Annotated in this window: 16 protein-coding genes; 14 read left to right on the plus strand and 2 right to left on the minus strand. The window is 60.8% G+C overall.

Features of this window, described 5'->3' with window-relative positions:
- Positions 1-8: 8 nt before the first annotated feature.
- Positions 9-992: an acrylyl-CoA reductase (NADPH) gene (gene acuI, locus I9H09_RS12310; RefSeq protein ID WP_122347714.1), complete on the plus strand. Its 984-nt coding sequence runs from the start codon at positions 9-11 to the stop codon at positions 990-992.
- On the opposite strand, the gene I9H09_RS12315 is transcribed toward acuI, so the two are convergent.
- Entirely contained in the window at positions 953-1,474 is a 522-nt protein-coding gene (locus tag I9H09_RS12315; protein ID WP_122347715.1) for an antitoxin Xre-like helix-turn-helix domain-containing protein, read from the minus strand. The two genes, acuI and I9H09_RS12315, sit on opposite strands and share 40 nt — an antisense overlap.
- Before the next feature lie 203 nt (positions 1,475-1,677).
- Between I9H09_RS12315 and I9H09_RS12320 the strand changes: the two genes are divergently transcribed.
- The 11 genes from I9H09_RS12320 to I9H09_RS12370 all read left to right on the plus strand — a co-directional run bounded on the left by I9H09_RS12320 (position 1,678) and on the right by I9H09_RS12370 (position 15,305).
- On the plus strand, positions 1,678-2,643 hold the full coding sequence (locus tag I9H09_RS12320; protein WP_122313370.1) for a site-specific integrase: 966 nt from the start codon (positions 1,678-1,680) through the stop codon (positions 2,641-2,643).
- Positions 2,644-2,987: 344 nt separating this feature from the next.
- The gene (locus I9H09_RS12325) at positions 2,988-3,380 is read left to right on the plus strand and encodes a cupin domain-containing protein (RefSeq protein WP_005886705.1); all 393 of its coding nucleotides are present in this window, start codon (positions 2,988-2,990) and stop codon (positions 3,378-3,380) included.
- A complete protein-coding gene (locus I9H09_RS12330) occupies positions 3,373-4,872 on the plus strand; it encodes a methionine--tRNA ligase (RefSeq protein ID WP_122347716.1) in 1,500 nt (499 codons plus the stop codon). The genes I9H09_RS12325 and I9H09_RS12330 overlap by 8 nt, the downstream gene beginning before the upstream one ends.
- A gap of 16 nt (positions 4,873-4,888) precedes the next feature.
- The gene (locus I9H09_RS12335; protein ID WP_122347717.1) at positions 4,889-6,028 is read left to right on the plus strand and encodes an NAD(P)/FAD-dependent oxidoreductase; all 1,140 of its coding nucleotides are present in this window, start codon (positions 4,889-4,891) and stop codon (positions 6,026-6,028) included.
- The gene (locus tag I9H09_RS12340) at positions 6,025-7,002 is read left to right on the plus strand and encodes an ABC transporter substrate-binding protein (protein ID WP_122325295.1); all 978 of its coding nucleotides are present in this window, start codon (positions 6,025-6,027) and stop codon (positions 7,000-7,002) included. The genes I9H09_RS12335 and I9H09_RS12340 overlap by 4 nt, the downstream gene beginning before the upstream one ends.
- A 51-nt stretch (positions 7,003-7,053) precedes the next feature.
- Complete coding sequence (locus I9H09_RS12345) at positions 7,054-8,376, plus strand: SidA/IucD/PvdA family monooxygenase (protein WP_054998234.1); 1,323 nt, start codon at positions 7,054-7,056, stop codon at positions 8,374-8,376.
- A gap of 5 nt (positions 8,377-8,381) precedes the next feature.
- A complete protein-coding gene (sbnB, locus tag I9H09_RS12350; RefSeq protein WP_183142499.1) occupies positions 8,382-10,499 on the plus strand; it encodes a 2,3-diaminopropionate biosynthesis protein SbnB in 2,118 nt (705 codons plus the stop codon).
- Complete coding sequence (locus I9H09_RS12355; RefSeq protein ID WP_122347719.1) at positions 10,499-12,262, plus strand: FAD/NAD(P)-binding protein; 1,764 nt, start codon at positions 10,499-10,501, stop codon at positions 12,260-12,262. Before sbnB ends, I9H09_RS12355 begins: the two co-directional genes overlap by 1 nt.
- Positions 12,263-12,288: 26 nt before the next feature.
- The gene (locus tag I9H09_RS12360; RefSeq protein ID WP_122347720.1) at positions 12,289-12,933 is read left to right on the plus strand and encodes a LysE family transporter; all 645 of its coding nucleotides are present in this window, start codon (positions 12,289-12,291) and stop codon (positions 12,931-12,933) included.
- Between the two features lie 35 nt (positions 12,934-12,968).
- Positions 12,969-14,123 carry an iron-containing alcohol dehydrogenase gene (locus tag I9H09_RS12365; protein ID WP_122325291.1) on the plus strand — a complete coding sequence of 385 codons (1,155 nt, stop codon included), beginning with the start codon at positions 12,969-12,971 and terminating at the stop codon, positions 14,121-14,123.
- 3 nt (positions 14,124-14,126) lie between these two features.
- The gene (locus I9H09_RS12370) at positions 14,127-15,305 is read left to right on the plus strand and encodes a serine hydrolase domain-containing protein (protein ID WP_183142500.1); all 1,179 of its coding nucleotides are present in this window, start codon (positions 14,127-14,129) and stop codon (positions 15,303-15,305) included.
- Here the strand turns inward: I9H09_RS12370 and ftrA are convergent.
- Positions 15,265-16,218 (minus strand): transcriptional regulator FtrA, encoded by a 954-nt coding sequence (ftrA, locus tag I9H09_RS12375; RefSeq protein WP_122325290.1) that lies wholly within the window; start codon positions 16,216-16,218, stop codon positions 15,265-15,267. The genes I9H09_RS12370 and ftrA overlap by 41 nt on opposite strands.
- Before the next feature lie 121 nt (positions 16,219-16,339).
- On the opposite strand from ftrA, the gene I9H09_RS12380 reads away from it, so the two are divergent.
- Together I9H09_RS12380 and I9H09_RS12385 are read left to right on the plus strand one after the other, a co-directional pair.
- Positions 16,340-16,945, plus strand: a complete 606-nt coding sequence (locus tag I9H09_RS12380) for a DJ-1/PfpI family protein (protein WP_053480893.1) — start codon at positions 16,340-16,342, stop codon at positions 16,943-16,945.
- Positions 16,946-17,287: 342 nt separating this feature from the next.
- Entirely contained in the window at positions 17,288-17,536 is a 249-nt protein-coding gene (locus tag I9H09_RS12385; protein ID WP_005886735.1) for a helix-turn-helix domain-containing protein, read from the plus strand.
- The last annotated feature ends 15 nt before the right edge of the window (positions 17,537-17,551 follow it).

Here is a 17,551-nt window from a genome sequence, read left to right on the forward strand (position 1 = left end):
AGGCGAACATGTTCAAGGGCATTTTGATCGACAAGGACGAGGCAGGGTATCGCGTCAATCTAACAGATATCGATGAAGCAAAACTGCCGGCCGGTGACGTGACGGTACGCGTGTCGCACAGCACGCTCAACTATAAGGATGCATTGGCAATCACTGGCCAGAGCCCAATTGTGCGCAGCTTTCCGATGGTGCCGGGTATTGATCTGGCGGGTGTCGTCGAAGCCAGCGATGCGAGCGAATTCAAGGTGGGCGACAGGGTGCTGCTCAATGGCTGGGGGGTAGGCGAGGAGCATTGGGGCGGTCTGGCGCAAAAAGCGCGTTTGAAAAGCGAATGGCTGATCGCGTTGCCGCAGGTCTTCACCCCGGCGCAGGCAATGGCCGTCGGAACCGCCGGCTATACGGCCATGCTCAGTGTGATTGCGCTGGAGAAACACGGCTTGAAGCCTGACCACGGCGATGTGCTGGTGACCGGCGCCAATGGCGGTGTGGGAAGCTTTGCCATCGCTATTCTCGCCAGGCTGGGTTACCGAGTCATTGCGTCTACCGGGCGGATGGCGGAGCGCGAGTATCTGCAAACGCTCGGCGCAGCGGCGGTCATTGACCGTGAAACGCTTTCACAGCCGGGCCGCCCGCTCGGCAAGGAGCAATGGGCCGCAGCAATTGACTCCGTGGGCAGCCACACGCTGGCTAATGTATGTGCCGGGATTCGTTATCGCGGTGTGGTCGCGGCCTGTGGCCTGGCGCAAGGCATGGAGTTCCCTGGCTCTGTGGCACCGTTCATCCTGCGTGGCGTCACGCTCGCAGGGGTCGACAGCGTGACGCGCCCCCGCGCTGACCGGCTGGAAGCATGGTCGAGGCTGGCGACCGACCTGGACTTGTCCCTGCTACCGCTTATCAGCCGTGAAGTCGGTCTGAGCGAGGTGATCGACATCGCACCGCAATTGATTGCAGGTCAGGTTCGCGGGCGAGTGGTCGTGGACACCGGGCGCTGAAAGGCATCAAGAAAGATTGCCGGGCGCTGCTCAAGCGTTTTCACGTCCAGTTCAGCCAGTGCCCGATGCGCCTGAGCCGCACCGATTCCGGTTTCACACAATTGCAGCGGCGTGCGGTCGCCATGAGCCTTGCCTGGAGTGATCATCCATCGACCGGCACGCTCGGGAGTTTTGAATATGTGCAGGGCATGGCTGGCAAGCATTGCAACCCTGTCCAGACGCTCTGAGGCCACAGGGTCCAGTGACCGCTGCTGACGCTGGCGGCGCTCCAGGGTGGAAACAGAGGCATTAAACAATGCTTCCAGCTGCTGTGGCCCCAAATGGAAGGCGTGGCGCATCGCGTCTATCCAGCATGGGCCGAATCCTGCCTGAATACTTGCCAGCCGTTCGGCTTCGCTGCGCTGGCTTAGCTGGTGGGCCAGCAACCAGAAACGGGTGGCCGCCTCGCGACGGTGTGGTGATCGGGCAGCAAGGTACACCATCAGATTGCCTCGGCGATGACTTAGAAACACGCGCAAAGGCTAACCCGGACCAGCGTTGATTCAAGCGCCGGGATGTTACCGGGGATTGCCCGGTCGAGCATGTTAAAGTCGGGCGCTTGAACATGGCCGAATTGAACCTGAATCAGAAGTGCATGAGCCGTTCGCTCGCACTTGCATTTGCACCAGAGAAGGCGTTGCTCCACATGCCGCAAGACCCTCATACCGACCAGGCCGCACGCAACGTCAGCCAGCCAGCGCTACCGGATGTCAATAAACCGCTGCGCCTCTACCTGGATCGTCTTGCACCTTCCAGCCGCCTGACCATGACTTATGTGCTGCAGGATGCAGCCGACCGGCTGGGCATGGCCGATGTAGATATTCACGACATTCCCTGGCACACATTGCAGCCAGGTCATGTCACCGCTTTGGTCGCCACGTTGCGCGAGGATGATTACGCACCCAACACCACTTCGCTGTATGTGAATGCCATTCGCGGGGTGATGAATGAAGCCTGGCGGCATGACCTGATCAGCCATGACCAACTGTTGAAAATCCGCTCGATAAAACCGGTCAGCGGCACTCGCCTGGTCAAGGGGCGCAACATCCGGCGTACGCTGATTCGTGAGCTGATGGAGGCTTGCGCTGCCGACCCGAGGCCTCAAGGGCGCCGTGATGCTGCAATCATCGCGATTTTGTACGGTTCCGGCATGCGCAAGTCAGAGTCGGTCAATCTGGATATTTCTCAGGTTGATTTCGCCGAGCGCAGCCTTAGGGTCATGGGCAAAGGCAACAAACAGTTGATCAAGTACGCCCCGCAATGGGCCTTCAAGGCGCTGGGTGACTGGCTGGAACTGCGCCGCTCATTCCTTCAGCCGGGGCAGAGCGACGACGTGTTTCTGTTCAACCGGATACGCCGCGGCAGCCATATCACCCGAGATCGCATCACCAAGCACGCCATTTATTTCATTGCCAAGCAGCGTGGGCGCCAAGTGGGAGTGAACATCATGCCCCACGATTTCCGTCGCTCGTTCATCACTCGGGTAATCGAAGAGTACGACTTGTCGATTGCGCAGAAACTGGCGCACCACACGCACATATCGACTACCGCCAGCTACGACATGCGTAACGAAAACGAACGTCGCAATGTGGTGGATGGCTTTGATCTCTAGCGGGGGCAAGGCAAAAAAAAGCCACCTCACGCAATGTGAGGTGGCTTAAAGATCTAACCAAAGGAGCGATGAAGCAGAGCAGTAATTTACTGACCTTGTGACGCGGATTCGCAAGGTCGGCAGACGTGTTCGTTCATCGCCGCCAACGGTAACACCACCGCCCTCGATTCAATTATCAGCGTTATCGATACCAGTCATTGTCAGAAAAGATAGGACAGCCAATGTCTTGCAGGAGCAGCGATCAAAAAAATCGATAACTCGCTTCTGAGCTATCCGGCAATCGGATAGCCAACGATTGGCAACAATTTCATGCTTTGCCGCACTTGAAACGTACGGGACTGAGCATGGAAAAGTTCGATATACACCGTAAAACCGCCTTCGATTCCCTGGTACATGAGTACGGGCTCGACGGCAGTCGACTGTTGCCCTGGGAGGGCTACCCGATGCCCTTCGCGGGCGGCTGGTGCGTGGTCCGCCCAGGCACTTGCAGTGAAGCGCACACGCAGATCGATCAGGAAATATTCATTGCCATCAAGGGCAGCGCCCAGCTTGTGGTGGGCGAAAAGCAGATGCCCTTCAATGTCGGTGACATCGCCGCGATTCCGAAACACACCAACCACTATGTCATCAATGATTCCGCCGAAGACTTCCACTTTTATGTGGTCTGGTGGGACATGAATCACGTGAATGCCTTCGTCGCGCAGCACACAGAGACCACGGGGTGCATCGATGGCTAAGTACATCGTCACCATTACACCGCCAACCCCCAATGGCGACTTGCACATTGGTCATATAGCCGGCCCGTTTCTGGCCGCAGACGTATTCACCCGGGTTCAGCGCCAGCGCGGTCACGACTGCGTGCTGGTGTCCTATTCCGATGACTACCAGTCCTACATGCTGCGCAAGGGGATGGAACTCGGCGTCGATCCGGTAGCGCTTGCCAACAGCAACTCCGATCGTATCGAAGCGTCGTTGGCGGCAATCGGCATCGAGCCCGACAACTGGATGCGTCCCTACGACAATCCCTGGTTTGCCGAAGCGGTAGGTGAAGTGTTCAGCGCTTTGCAGGCGGCGGGCTCGATTGATTTTCGTGATTCCAGCGAGCCCTATTGCCCGGCGTGCGACGTCTGGGGCTACGAGGCGTTCGCTCGAGGTCACTGCAATTACTGCGGTGCCGAATCCGATGCCAGCCAGTGCGAAAACTGTGCCCAGGCGCCGGATGCCGGGCTGATGACCGGGTTGCACTGCAAGCTGTGCAAGCAGCCTTCGCAATGGCAGATCGCGCACCGTGCGTTTCTGAAACTGGCTGATTTCAAACCGCAACTGCGCGACCGCCTGCTAGGGCAGCAATGGCGTGTGCCGCTGGACAACTGGCTGCGAGACACGCTGGAGCACTTGCATGACTGGGGCGTGACCCGGCCCGGAGATGGCGGGCTCGACCTGCAAGTCGACGGTTCATGTCGGGTCCACACGTGGTTTATGGGGCTGGCCGGTTACATGGCTGCGTTTCGTGAATACGCCCATAACGTCGGCCGCCCGGAGCTGTTTCGCCAGTACTGGCAGTCGGGGCAGGGCACGCTGGTGCATTTTCTCGGTTTTGACTGCGTGTTCAGCCACGCCATCGTCTACCCGGCGCAGTTGTCGGCGTTACCGGACATCAAGGTCCGCCAGCGCTTTGTGCCCAATCAGTTTCTCAAGCTGGATGGTTTGAACCTGTCGACCAGCCGCAACCATGCCATCTGGGTCAGCGACCTGACGCGCCAGGCCTGCGCTGACAGCGCACGTCTGTACCTGGCCAGCATTGCACCAGAGGACACCGAGGGCGATTTCCGTCTGGCGGATTTCCTGGCATGGCGGGACGCGCTGTTCAACCAGTTTTTTCCGGCCTTGCTGGAAACCGGAAAACAACCTGGGGGCAGCGGCTGGAATGGCCTGCGTGGTGCCGATGCCGGGCTACTGGAGGCTTTTCGCCTGCAATGGTTGAAGGCCGCCGAGCCTGCGCAGTTCTCCATGAAAGGTCTTGCTCAGGTACTGCTGGATGTCATCGCCATTACCCGCCTGCGCCTGGCCGAAGGTCGCCCGGTCGGTCATCTGGCTGCGTTCATCGCGGTGACCGGCAAGGCGCTGATCCCGCAGATATCAGCGCAACTGATCACGGCTTACCGGCTGCCCGAAGCCCGCCTTACTGCCACGCTCATGAACGGTTCGGCCGCTGAATATTCCATCTGAACGGACGCACCTTCACATGTTCATCGACTATGAAATAGCGGTCATTGGCGCCGGGATCACGGGTGCGAGCATTGCCGCCAAGCTGTGCAGCGCCGGGGTATCAGTTGTCTTGATCGACAGGGCCACGGCCGGCAGCACAGGCGCAAGCGGTTATTCCGGCGGCCTGATGCGCCTGTATGACGGCGACCCGACGCTGATGGCGCTGGCAGCGTACTCGATTACCCAGATGGACGATGCTCTCTTTGCCGCCACCTATGCCCGTGCGTTACGACGCACCGGCGTTATCTATCGGGGGGCGAGCGACCAGGAAGACAAGCTGCGCCGAGCCATCAAGCGATATGGCAGCGAGCGCTACCCAATGCGGATGGTGCCGAATCATCAACTCGATGGCCGGCGCTACCCGCATTGTCCGGCGCAAGATCGTGCCAACCTGTTCGAACCTCATGCGAGCGTCGGCAATGTGCGTCAAGCCGTTGCCGAGCTGTGTCAGGTGGTGCGCCAGCAGGGGCTGCTGCTGGAGCACTGCGAGATCAAGGCCATCGATTGCCGCGCTGCCGACCTTGTATTCATCGAGCTGGGCGATGCGACGCTACGCTGCCGGAGCGTAGTGGTCGCCGCGGGAGCCTGGAGCCAGCATCTGCTGCCCTGTGCGGGGCTTGAAGTGCGTTCGATCCCTCTGGCCAGAGTGTTGACTGACAGCGACTGGTCGATGCCGGTCATCGATGCTGTCACCCAGAGCTACGCCATCCCGCTGACCCGCAACATCGTGCAGACCGGCTGCGGCCTTCGCGACAGTGCATTACGGCCGGAGCACCTGGTACAGCCTGATGAACGTCATGCGCAGGATGCCCGCCAGCGCATCGCCCAGTTGAGTGGCTCTGACAAGAACGTCCGCGTGCTGGACGTGCTGCCAGGTTTCGACAGTTACAGCGTCGACGGTCGCCCGCTGGTGGGGTTTTGCGATAAGCAAAGCCCGGTTTACCTGGCTGCCGGCCTTTCCGGGTTGGGCTTCAAGTTAGCGCCAGGGATCGCCCGGATCGCTTTCGAGCAACTGCGTGGTCATCTGGCCGGGAAAGACCGTTCCTGCCCTGACTGGTCAGCCCTGTCGCCGCAGCGACTGATGCCGGGCCGTCACCCGGCGAGCGTGCAGCCATGAAGCCGGTTGTCACACACGCAGCGCCTTTGCGAGTCGGCGTCAGTGCGCTGTTCGACCCCGATGACACGCCCCATGCGCGGACCTTCATGCGGGCGCTGGCGATCGGGCGAAACTGCCTGCCCGGGCTGGCTCAGGTGCAGTGGCATTTTCTCGATGACGGTGCGCACGCCATTCGCGGCGCTGAAGTTGCGCGGCACATGATCGACTGGAACGCGGATGTCGTCGCAGGTCATTTTTCGTCGGATGCGGCCCTTGGTGCTGCACCGCTCTACGAGCAGGCCGGTATCGCGCTACTGACCCCGGCAGCGACGATCGATCGCCTGACGACGGAGCATCACAACGTGTTTCGTTTCTGCCCCTCAGACCGGCAACTGGCTGGCGATCTGGCCGACTGGCTGGCGTCCCGCGGATGGCAGCGCGTACAGATTCAGGCCGATGACAGTGCGCACGGTCAGGCGCTGGCCGCCACCCTCGGCAACGCGCTGGCTCGCGCTGGGCTGCAACGTTGCCACGCCCGTGCTGATGTGGAGGTGTTTGCCGGTCGCCTCAAGGCCAGCCGTGAGCACTGGCGCGCGCGACGAAACGCGGGCAGCACTCGACCTTTGGTGCTCACCGACGACGCAGCCTCACCTCATCTGGGCTGCGCGCCAGAACGGGACCGCAATACCTTCGTCATCGGCTTCGGGGTTCCCGACAGCGCCGCAAGCGTCTGTCAGGCCGCCGCGCTGCACCGGGCTTTGTTCGCCAGCGAGCCGCACACCTATTTCCGCGAAAGCCTGCTGATGCTTCACGTGCTGGCCGGGTTGTCCGGGTTGTCCGGCCAACGGCGCGCGCGACCACTGTCGGCGACGTTGCATGACAGCGTTTTCGCCACCCCGATGGGCGCCGTCAGCTTTGACCGGGGGGAGTACCAAAGCGCGCAGAGCTGCATCTGGACCCTTGGTCCGACAGGGCTGACTCCCGCAACTCGTTGACCGGAAACACCAAGAACAGCGCTTTACGCCAACTCTAAGGACAGGAATTTCATGGGTAACTCGATACCTCACTCTTTTCATTCGGACGCCGTTTGTATCGGTTTCGGCCCCGCCGGCATTGCGCTGGCCTGCGCTGTGGAGGACGCAAGGGAGGCCAATGAGCCTCTGGGCAGTCTTTCCATCCGCTACCTGGAAGCTGCGCCGGACACTCAATGGCACCGCGAACTGCTGCTCGCCGGCACCGACATCAACCATCACGTGTTTCGTGATCTGGTGACGCCACGCAACCCGCGCAGCCGTTTTTCGTTCGCCATGTACCTCAAGGACCAAGGGCGGATGTTCGATTTCGGGCTGCTGGGGCGCCCGGCCAGTCGCCATGAATGGTCGGATTACCTCGCCTGGGTTTCCAGGCAGGTGGACGCCCGCACGCTGTTCGATACGCCAGTCACCGAGATTGACCCGGTGATCCGCAACGGCCGCTTGCAGGAGGTCAGAGTCCATACGCTGCAGGCCAGCTTCATCACGCGCAATATCGTGCTGTCCAGCGGCAGTGCACCGCGGGTTCCGCCTGCGTTCGAGGCGTTGCTTGGCCCGACGCTGTTTCACACGTCGCAGTTTCTGACCCGGCTGCAAGCCTTTGGCGAGCACCTGCCCAAACGCTGGCTGGTGCTGGGCTCGGGACAGAGTGCCAGTGAGTCGGTGATGGAACTGCTCAGTCGCGACTCATCAATCGAGGTGCATTCGGTGCATCGTTCCGCCGGGTTCAAACTGACCCAACTGGGCCAGTTCCCCAACCGGGTGTTCGCCCCGGACCACGTGGATTATTTCCACAGCCTGGACCCGACGGCGCGGCATCGCTTTCTCGACTGCAGCCGCTCGGCCAACTATGCCGGGATCGACCCGGATGAAAGCCAGAAGCTGTTTTCGCTGATCTACGAGGATGCCATCGCAGGCCGCAAGCGCCTGCAAACCTGGGGCTACAGCGCAATTACCGCCATCGAGCCAAAAGGGGATGGCTATCGGGTTGTGCTGACCGACACCTTCAGTCAGCGCAGGCAGGTGCTGGAAGTCGATGCCGTGGTGCTGGGCACCGGTTATCAGCAACACCTGATACCGCCATTGTTGAGTGGGCTGCAGCCTTGGCTCAAGTCGGATGCGGACGGTGGTCTGGCCATCGATCGCGATTACCGCGTCGCAATGCAGGGCCATTGCAACGTGAACATCTGGGTCAACGGTCTCTCCGAACGTAGCCACGGTGTCAGCGACAGCCAGTCGTTTTCGCTGATGGCGTTGCGCGCCGGGAGGATTGGCGCAGGGCTGGAGCAGGCCCGGGAACCGAGCGTCGATGCAGCCTTGCTGGCGCAACGGACATGACCTTCATGCACAGGACAGCTGAATACCACAGCCTCGGCGACATCGTTCACGATCAGACCTTCCTGAAAGTGATGGGCATCGGTCAGGACTTTTTCCTGAAGATGGAGTCGCTCAATCCCGCCGGGTCGATCAAGCTCAAGACCGCTGTCGGGCTGGTAAACGACGTTCAGGCGCGCGGCCTGCTGGGGCCGGAGACAATTCTGATCGAGTCATCGTCAGGCAACCTTGGCGTGGCGCTGGCGATGATCTGCGCCGAGCGCGGGATTGCGTTCACCTGCGTGGTTGACCCCATCAGCTCCAGCCATAACATTCGCATGATGCGCAGCTACGGTGCCGAGGTCATTAAGGTCGACACGCCTGATGCCAACGGCGGGTTCCTGGGGACGCGCATTGCGCTGATTCGCGAAAAGGTGGCCAGTGATCCGCGTCATGTCTGGCTCAATCAATACGAGAATGCCGCCAACCCACGCGCTCATGCCCGAACGACGGCGCATTCGATCAGCCAGCATTTTGGTCATGTGGACTACCTGTTTGTCGGTGCCGGAACCACTGGCACGCTGATGGGCTGCCTTCAGCATTTTCGCCGGCACCATCCGACCACACGCATCATCGCCGTCGACAGCGTGGGTTCGGTGACGTTCGGCACGCCTGCCAGCCGACGTTTCATTCCGGGTCTGGGCACCAGCCAGCTTCCGCCGATCTTTGATGCCGAGGGTATTCATGCGCTGGAAATGATCCCGGAAGCGCGCACCGTTGCCATGTGCCGCATTCTGGCGCGCAGCAAGGGCATGCTGGTCGGCGGTTCTACCGCGACGGTAATCGCAGCTGTACACGCCTGGCGCGAGCGCATCGAGCCCGGTTCGGTAGTGGTCGCGTTATCGCCGGACTGGGGCGAGCGTTATCTGGACACACTTTACGATGATCATTGGGTCGAACAACGCTTTGGCCGTGGCGTGCTGGGCATGACCCTGGCGGATCTCGAATCGCCAGAGTCGAGCGTTGAGCACCCGTTCCGCAAAAGCTTCTGCGGGAGCGAACGTGCTCGCCAAAGTAGTGATTTCGCCATGACGCCTTCGCGAGCAAGCTCACTCGCGCAGACTGTCGACTCAACCCTCTTGCAACAGGCGCCATTTCACGTGATTGACGGGGAGGTGGTTGCGCGCTTGCTGGCAGCTGACCCTCTGGCCTGCATTGATGACGTTCAGGCAGCTTACCTGGCCCATGAGGCGGGGCAGACGATCAATCCTGACAGCTATTTTCTGCGTTTTCCCGAGGCGCCGGCCAATCGCATTATTGCCTTGCCTGCCAGCCTTAACGGCGCAAAGCCGGTCAGTGGCATCAAGTGGATCTCCAGTTTTCCGGGCAATCTCGACAGCGGGCTGCAACGCGCCTCGGCGGTGCTGATCCTCAATGACCCTGCGACCGGCTATGCCTTTGCCTGCCTGGAAGCCTCACGGATCAGTGCCATGCGCACGGCAGCATCGGCAGTGCTCGGCGCGCGCTGGATGAATGGCCATAGGCGCCATGTGCAACGAATGGCGTTTGTCGGTGCAGGTTTCATCGCCAGAACCCTTCTCGACATGTTTGTCAGTGACGGCTGGACGATGGGCTCGGTGAGCGTCTTCGATGAGCATGAGGCATCGGCGCAGGCGCTGGTCCGGCATGCTATCGATCGGTATCAGCTGGAAAGTGCGCAAACCGACCTGCCAGTCAGCCTGCAGGCTGATGTGGTGGTGTTCGCCACGACGGCGCCCAGCCCTTACGTGCTGGACCCGGTGTTTCGGCCTGGCCAACTGGTGCTGAACATTTCGCTGCGCGATCTGGGTCATGAGGTTATTGCCGGGGCCAATAACATCCTGGATGACATTGACCATTGCCTCAAGGCGCAGACGTCTCCCTACCTCGCGGTGCGCCACTATCAGGATCGCTCGTTCATTACCGGCACCCTGGCGCAATTGATGACCGGGCAGATTGAATTGAGCCCGGATCGGGCATCAATCTTTTCGCCGTTCGGGCTTGGCGTGCTTGACCTTGCGGTAGGCCAGCGCATTTATCGCCAGGCACTTGCGCAGGGTCTCGCGCTGCCGGTGCCGCAGTTCTTCTTTGAACCGAAGCGCTGGTGATGGCCATGAAGACACATATCATCGCCATCATCGGCATGGGCTCGCGTGGTCTCAGCGTGCTGGAGCAACTTATCGGCCTGAGCCGGCACGCTGATCGGCAACCGCTGCAGATCGAAGTGTTCGACCCACAGCCCCCGGGCAGCGGATTGCACCACGCGCAACAGCCGGATTACCTGATGCTGAACACAATGGCTGGGCAGTTATCGGCGTTTTCAGCTGCGTTTCCGGCCTGCGAGCCGCCGGGCCGGACCTTTTTGCAATGGTGCCACGCCGAGGATGTCCGGCTTGACGAACGCGGTCATGTCAGCCGCGATGGACAGGGCAGGCCGGTGACGTTTGGGGATTTCTTGCCACGGGCCTTGCTGGGGCGCTATTTACAGCACAGTTACCGCTTTCTTCTGACGCAATGTCCGGCGCATGTGCAGGTGCGTTATCACGCCGGGCAAGTATTCAGCTGTCGGCCACAGCCCGACGCGGCGGGTTTCACGCTGCGCAGCCTGAACATTGCAAAGGATGTCGACGCCGTGTTCCTCACCAGCGGGCACGGCCCAGACGCATTCGGGCCGCAAGAAGTCGGCGACGTCGTGGCAATCGAAGGCTTGGGACTGACTGCGATGGACCGGTTGGCGAGCCTGACCGAGGGGCGCGGAGGGCGTTATGTGCGCGACGCAGGGTTTGCTGGCTGGCGTTATCTGGCGTCAGGGCGCGAGCCCAGGGTGTTTATCTACTCGCGCAGTGGGCAACCGTTCCGTGCCCGACCGCAGTGGCATTCATCAAGCGCCGCAGCGTTTCCCAGGCTGTTTTTTACCGCTGCCACCATTGCCCGTTTGCGTGAGCAGAAGCCGGGCGGGCAGCTCGACTTTACCGCCGATGTACTGCCGCTGATCAAGGACGAGATGCGCGCAGTGTTTTACCAGGCCAAAGTTCGGCTTGATGCGCCACGACAGTTGGCGTCAGTCCAGCGGATGCTCGGCGAAACCGATTCCAGGCAGGCGTTGTTTGCCTGGCTGGCCGATCAGTGGGGCGAATTTGACCCTGGGCAATGGCTGATCCTCCGGCCCTGGTCAGGCGCAATGGACGCCTACGAAGCATGGTTGGTGGCGTGGATCAAGCAAGACCTGGCGTTGAGCCGTCTGGGCACAGCGCATAGCCCGATCTGCCAGGCGCTGGAGGTGTGGCGTGACTATCGCGACCTGCTACGCAGCGTCGTGGATCGCAACGGCCTGACCGAGTCTTCGACGCTGGAGTTTTACCGCCTGTGGGCCGGGCTTTCCAACCGACTCGTCGGTGGGCCGCAAAAAGAGCGCCACGAGGACCTGCTGGCGCTGATCGAAGCCGGCGTGGTGACGGTTCTTGCGCCGACAGGTGACGCGCAACGTAAAGACATCCCGTTGGGCAGTGTCATCTGCGCCAGGGTCAGTAGCAGCGGTTTATCAGGCGCCAGCCGATCCGCTAAGGGCGTTGAGCTGATCAACGATCTGCTTGCGCAGGGCCTGATTCGGCCAGCGCACGCATGGCCCGCCGACGGCATCGAGACTGACCCGCTGGGGCGCGTCATCGGCCGCGAGGGTCAGGCTAATGCGCGGCTCTGGGCGCTGGGGCCTTCGGTAGAAGGTTGCACGTTCTACAACCACTACGTCCCGACTCCTGACCCTGGCTGCCGAGCGCTCATCGAAGCGCATGAAGCGGTGAAGTCCTGCCTGGAAAAACTGGCAAACCTCTCTTCAAGTTGCATCACATTTCAATTTAATAAAGCTGTTTAACTATTTGATTAAAAGGTAATTAATTTATGAGTGAAATAACTCTGCTGATGGCGTTGGCTGGCGCGTTCATCGTTTTGATCATCAGCCCCGGTCCGAACTTTCTGGTCATCACTCAACTGTCGCTCAGCCAGTCCCTAACGCAGGGAGTATGCGCAGGGCTGGGCGTTGCCTCGGGCAGCATCCTATGGGCCTTGCTGGCGGCCACCGGGCTGGGGCTCATCTTCCCGCAAGTACCTTGGCTGCAACCAGCCTTGCAACTGCTCGGAGGCACTTACCTTGCCTGGCTTGGCGTCAAAAGCCTGCGCAATGCGGGTGGCTCGCCAAAACCCAGGGACATCGCTGCGTTGGGCATCGGCGGCCCCGGACGCGCCTACCGTTTTGGCTTGCTGACCAACCTGACCAATCCCAAGGCGCTGGCGTTTTACACCAGCGTATTCACCACTGTCACCACGCCGGGCATGCCTGTGTGGGTGCGCGTTGCAGGGGTGGCGATCATCGCCGTGCTGGCGCTCTCCTGGTTCGTGCTGTTGGCCACGCTGTTTTCGATCCCTGCCGTGCAAGCCCGCTATCAGCGAATGAAGAGGGTGATAGACATCGTAACCGGCCTTTTCATGATCGCGTTCGGCTTGCGCCTGCTGGCCGGTTTACTGCCCGCAAGCGTCTTTAACTGAAACGCTCATCTCATTGATATTCAAGGAATAGAACGATGAACAGCAACAACTGGCATTACCCGACTTCAATTCGCGCCGGTGCCGGACGCGTCAATGAGCTGGCCGACGCCTGTAGGGTGACAGGCATCAAGCGACCGCTGTTGATCACCGACAGCTTTCTTGGCGGTACTGACATGATCGCCAGTGCCGTAGAGGATTGCCGCCTGCAACTGGGCCACTGCGATGTGTTCGACCGGGTCAAGGGCAACCCGACCGGCAGCAATGTCGCCGAGGGGCTCGAGGTTTATCGAAGCGGCCGTTACGACGGCGTCATTGCGTTTGGTGGCGGTTCGGCGCTGGACGCCGCCAAGGCAGTTGCCCTGATGTCCGGTCAGAGCCGCCCGTTGTGGGACTTCGAAGACATAGGGCACAACCATTTGCGTGCCGATCCCGAGGGTATTGCCCCGGTCATCGCATTGCCGACCACCGCCGGGACTGGCTCTGAGGTGGGCAGGGCGTCTGTGATTACCGACGAGCAGGCGCGGGTCAAGCGCACGATCTTGCACAGTCGCATGATGCCTCGCATCGCCATTCTCGATGCCACATTGACGCTGGGCTTGCCACAGCACCTGACCGCTGCCACGGGAGCTGATGCGCTGACTCACTGCATGGAAGCCTGGTGTTCACCGGTCTGGCACCCGATGGCTGAAGCGGTAGCGGTCAAAGGGATGCAGATGATCAAAATGTTCTTGCCCAGGGTGGTCGCCGACGGGCAGGACCTGGAGGCGCGTCAGCAGATGCTGGTGGCGTCCAGCTTGGGGGCTGCGGCGTTTCAACGTGGTCTGGGCGGTGTGCATGCCATCGCCCAAAGCCTGGGCGCCCTTTATGACCACCATCACGGTTTGTTGAATGCGATCCTGCTGCCCTACGTGCTGGAGGCCAATCGCCCGGCGCTGTCCACACAAATGGATGATCTGGCGGTTTACCTGCGCCTGCCGAGTCCGGGCTTCGACGGGGTGATGGATTGGGTGTTGAGCCTGCGCGACCAGATCGGCATTCCATCTACGTTGAGTGCCATCGGCATTGATGAGCGCGACGCCGCATTGGTCGGGCGCATGGCGTTTGCCGATGGCTGCTCGCACACCAACCCGATTCGTCATTCTGCTGAAGTCTATGCACAGGTATTCAGCCGTGCAGTAAAGGGGCATTGAGGCATGGCGCAGCTGGATGACCTGACCGTGCAGAGCGTGGATGAGGTCTGGAGCCGCTTTGTCGATCAGGGCCGGATAGTCGGCGGAGTGTTGCTGCTGGCCCAGCAGGGCCAACTGCGCTATGCCAGCGCACGAGGCTGGACGGATCGCGAACAGCAGCTTGCTGTCAGTCGTGCGACGCGATTTCGCCTGGCCTCACTGACCAAGCTGCTGACCTCGGTGACTGTACTGCGGCTTTGCGAACTGGGCGTGTTGAGCCTGTCCGCCGCAGTAACCGACTGGCTACCGGCATTTCGGCCATGCATGACGGATGGCCGCGAGCCGGTCATCACCTTGCAGCAATTGCTGTCGCACACCGCAGGCCTGAGCTACGGTTTCGACCAGCCCGTCAATAACGCTTACCTGCGGGGCGGCGTGTCCGACGGGCTGGACTGCGTTTCGTTCGATCTGCGGGAGAACCTGAGCCGGCTGGCGAGGTTGCCACTGCTGTTCGAACCTGGCAGCGGCTGGGGGTATTCGCTGGCAACCGATGTTCTCGGCGCGGTGGTCGAGCAGGCCACCGGGCAGCGATTGTCCGAGGCTATCGCCCGCTGGGTCACCGGCCCGCTGCGCATGCAGGCCACGTCATTCCTTCACGAACCGCATCAATCGCTCTCGTGCGCCTACAGGCATGACGGTCCGGGCGCGGAGCTCATTGGCAATGATGATGTTCTGCTGCTCGACAGCGGTCAGGCGCGGTTGTGTTCGGCCCGTGCCCATGACGCGCAGGCCTATGAGTCGGGTGGCGCAGGGATGCTGGGCAGCGCCGATGACTATTTGCGGTTGCTGGAGTGCCTGCGGCTCGGCGGCGCGCCGTTGTTGAGTCCGTCCAGTACCCGGAGTCTGCTGGGCAATGCGATCAGTGTCACGCCTGTCGCTCATCGTGGCCCGGGCTGGAAGTTCGGGCTGGGGCCGATGATTCTCGCCGATCCCTCGGCTGCCAGGCAGCGGCAGGGCGCAGGCACCTGGTCGTGGTGCGGCCTGTATGGCAGCCATTATTGGGTCGACCCGATGTGTGGAATAAGCCTGGTCGCCATGACCAATACCGCCATCGTCGGCGCTTGGGGAGAGTTCGCCGAATCAATTGTCGACGCGGTGTACGTCAGGTCCGGGCGAACTGCTTGCGGTAGCTGCTCGGGCTGATCCCTACCAGATTGCGAAAGTGTCGACGGAAGGACTCTTCCGAGCCAAAACCGGCCCTGTCCACCACTTCATTCAGACGCAGTTTCGAGGATTCCAGCAGTTCCTTGGCGTACGCCACACGTTCGCCAAGCAGCCAGTCATACGGGGTCAGACCTGTGCTTTCCATAAAACTGCGGTGCAGGGTGCGGGTGCTGAGCGACGCCCGCGACGCCATCTCCTTGATGGTATGCGGTCGTTGCAGATCGCTGCGAATCCAGTCCATCAGGTTGGATATCGGCCCGTCACTGGCCGATACCAGTTGCCGTGAGGCGTACTGCGATTGTCCGCCTTCGCGATGCGGCGGGATGACCATGCGCTGCGCGACCATATTGGCCACCCGAGAACCATGATCGTTGCGCACCAGGTGCAGCATCATGTCCAGCCCGGCCGCGGAGCCGGCAGCGGTCACGATGTTGCCTTGGTCGACATACAGCTCGTTGGGCTGAATGGTCAGCCCCGGGTACATGGTCGCCAGCAAATCGGTATAGCGCCAGTGGGTGGTGACCTTATGCCCGTCGAGCAGCCCGGCCGCTGCCAGCACGAAAGCCCCGGTGCAGATCGAGCAGATTCGCGTGCCGCGTGCATGAGCGGCCTGAAGCTGCTCGATCAGGCGCTGAGGGACTTTGGATTCCACGCCGCGCCAGCCCGGAACGATGATGGTATCGGCGTTTTCCAGCAGCACTTCGCCAGGCGTCGGAACAATGGTGATACCCCCGGCTGCGGTGATCGGGCCGTCATCTACCGGGAAGGTGGCGAACTCATACCAGGTCACCCCCAGTTCGGGTCTTTTAAGGGCAAATACCTCGACCGTGCAACCGAATTCGAAGGTGCAGAGCTGGTTGTAGATGAGGGCGACAACGAGATGATTTTTCATGGCGCGATGTTACCGGATATTGGCATTTCAGCCAGTAGTTTGTAGCGGCGCCACTGCGTAATCTGCCCCGGTGAAACCTTAACATGCAAGCGGTCTGGCAAGCAGACCCAGGAGCCAATTCGTGCCACTCAATATCGGTATCTACGTTTATGACGACGTCGAGGTTCTCGATTTCGCCGGCCCCTACGAAGTGTTCACTACCGCAACACGCATGCATGCTCGCAACACCCGTGATGACCGCCAGTTGTTCAACGTATTCACCATTGGCCGCAGCACCGCATCGGTGCGTGCCCGCGCCGGTTTGAAGGTCGATCCTGACTTTTCGATCAGCGACCATCCACCTGTCGATTGCCTGATCGTTCCAGGAGGGGTGATCACTGCCGAACTGGAAAAGCCTGACGTGATTCGCTGGATCAGTGAGCAGTCGCAGCCCGGTCGTGTAATCGCCGCAGTGTGTACCGGGGCGTTCTTGCTGGCCAAGACCGGCAAGCTGGCCGGCAAGCAGGTGACCACGCACTGGGAAGACATCAACGACCTCAAGGAAATGTTTCCTTCAGTGGACGTGCTTAGCACCCTGCGTTGGGTCGATGAAGGCTCATTCGTGACATCGGCCGGCATTTCAGCCGGCATCGATATGAGCCTTCATCTGGTGGAGCGTCTGCACAGCCGGGAGCTGGCCGAGCGTACTGCGCTGCAAATGGATTTTGACTGGACCGAAAACGACTGAGTCATCCCCGGTAGCCAAGCCATTAGCAAGGTCGCTGCCGGCAAACCAGACGCGTCAGAGCGCACTGCTGACGATCAGTGCGACGTAACCATATCCGCCGTTACCCGGGATATCCAGCCTGCGGATACCACGCATGACGCTGTGCGCCCGAAACCTGCATAGCGAACGTTCCACGGACAGCCAGCAGTCGCGTTGCCACGCTTGAGACATCTCTTCGAATAGCCGACAGGCCGGGCAGTCCGGTGTATCGGCGGGGGTTTCTGCATTCCCGATTTTTCAGTTCAGCGGCCTTCAGCCCTGCGGCTGGCCCGCGCCCACCCCTAGCAAAACAGAGTTCAGGACATGAAAACCCACTTCTTCAAAGTCGTTCAAACCGTTGCACAGCACGGTTCGTTCTCGGAGGCCGCGGCCATTCTCGGGTGCAGCCAGTCCAACATCAGCTATGCCATCAAGGAGGTCGAAGACTTCTTCGAAAAGCGGCTGTTTATCCGCAGTCGGACCGGCTGCAAGCTTACCCCTGATGGCAAGGTCATTACCCAGACACTGGGGACCGTCATGGCCACCCTCGAGCAATTAAAAAAAATGGGGTGAGTGGCAGCGTAACCA

The sequence above is a fragment of the Pseudomonas tremae genome (assembly GCF_023278125.1).
GTDB classification, from domain to species: Bacteria; Pseudomonadota; Gammaproteobacteria; order Pseudomonadales; family Pseudomonadaceae; genus Aquipseudomonas; species Aquipseudomonas tremae.

Coding starts and splice junctions, on each gene's coding strand:
- acuI (WP_122347714.1), top strand. CDS start 9: ATGTTCAAGGGCATTTTGATCGACAAGGACGAGGCAGGGTATCGCGTC.
- I9H09_RS12315 (WP_122347715.1), bottom strand. CDS start 1,474: ATGGTGTACCTTGCTGCCCGATCACCACACCGTCGCGAGGCGGCCACC.
- I9H09_RS12320 (WP_122313370.1), top strand. CDS start 1,678: ATGCCGCAAGACCCTCATACCGACCAGGCCGCACGCAACGTCAGCCAG.
- I9H09_RS12325 (WP_005886705.1), top strand. CDS start 2,988: ATGGAAAAGTTCGATATACACCGTAAAACCGCCTTCGATTCCCTGGTA.
- I9H09_RS12330 (WP_122347716.1), top strand. CDS start 3,373: ATGGCTAAGTACATCGTCACCATTACACCGCCAACCCCCAATGGCGAC.
- I9H09_RS12335 (WP_122347717.1), top strand. CDS start 4,889: ATGTTCATCGACTATGAAATAGCGGTCATTGGCGCCGGGATCACGGGT.
- I9H09_RS12340 (WP_122325295.1), top strand. CDS start 6,025: ATGAAGCCGGTTGTCACACACGCAGCGCCTTTGCGAGTCGGCGTCAGT.
- I9H09_RS12345 (WP_054998234.1), top strand. CDS start 7,054: ATGGGTAACTCGATACCTCACTCTTTTCATTCGGACGCCGTTTGTATC.
- sbnB (WP_183142499.1), top strand. CDS start 8,382: ATGCACAGGACAGCTGAATACCACAGCCTCGGCGACATCGTTCACGAT.
- I9H09_RS12355 (WP_122347719.1), top strand. CDS start 10,499: ATGGCCATGAAGACACATATCATCGCCATCATCGGCATGGGCTCGCGT.
- I9H09_RS12360 (WP_122347720.1), top strand. CDS start 12,289: ATGAGTGAAATAACTCTGCTGATGGCGTTGGCTGGCGCGTTCATCGTT.
- I9H09_RS12365 (WP_122325291.1), top strand. CDS start 12,969: ATGAACAGCAACAACTGGCATTACCCGACTTCAATTCGCGCCGGTGCC.
- I9H09_RS12370 (WP_183142500.1), top strand. CDS start 14,127: ATGGCGCAGCTGGATGACCTGACCGTGCAGAGCGTGGATGAGGTCTGG.
- ftrA (WP_122325290.1), bottom strand. CDS start 16,218: ATGAAAAATCATCTCGTTGTCGCCCTCATCTACAACCAGCTCTGCACC.
- I9H09_RS12385 (WP_005886735.1), top strand. CDS start 17,288: ATGAAAACCCACTTCTTCAAAGTCGTTCAAACCGTTGCACAGCACGGT.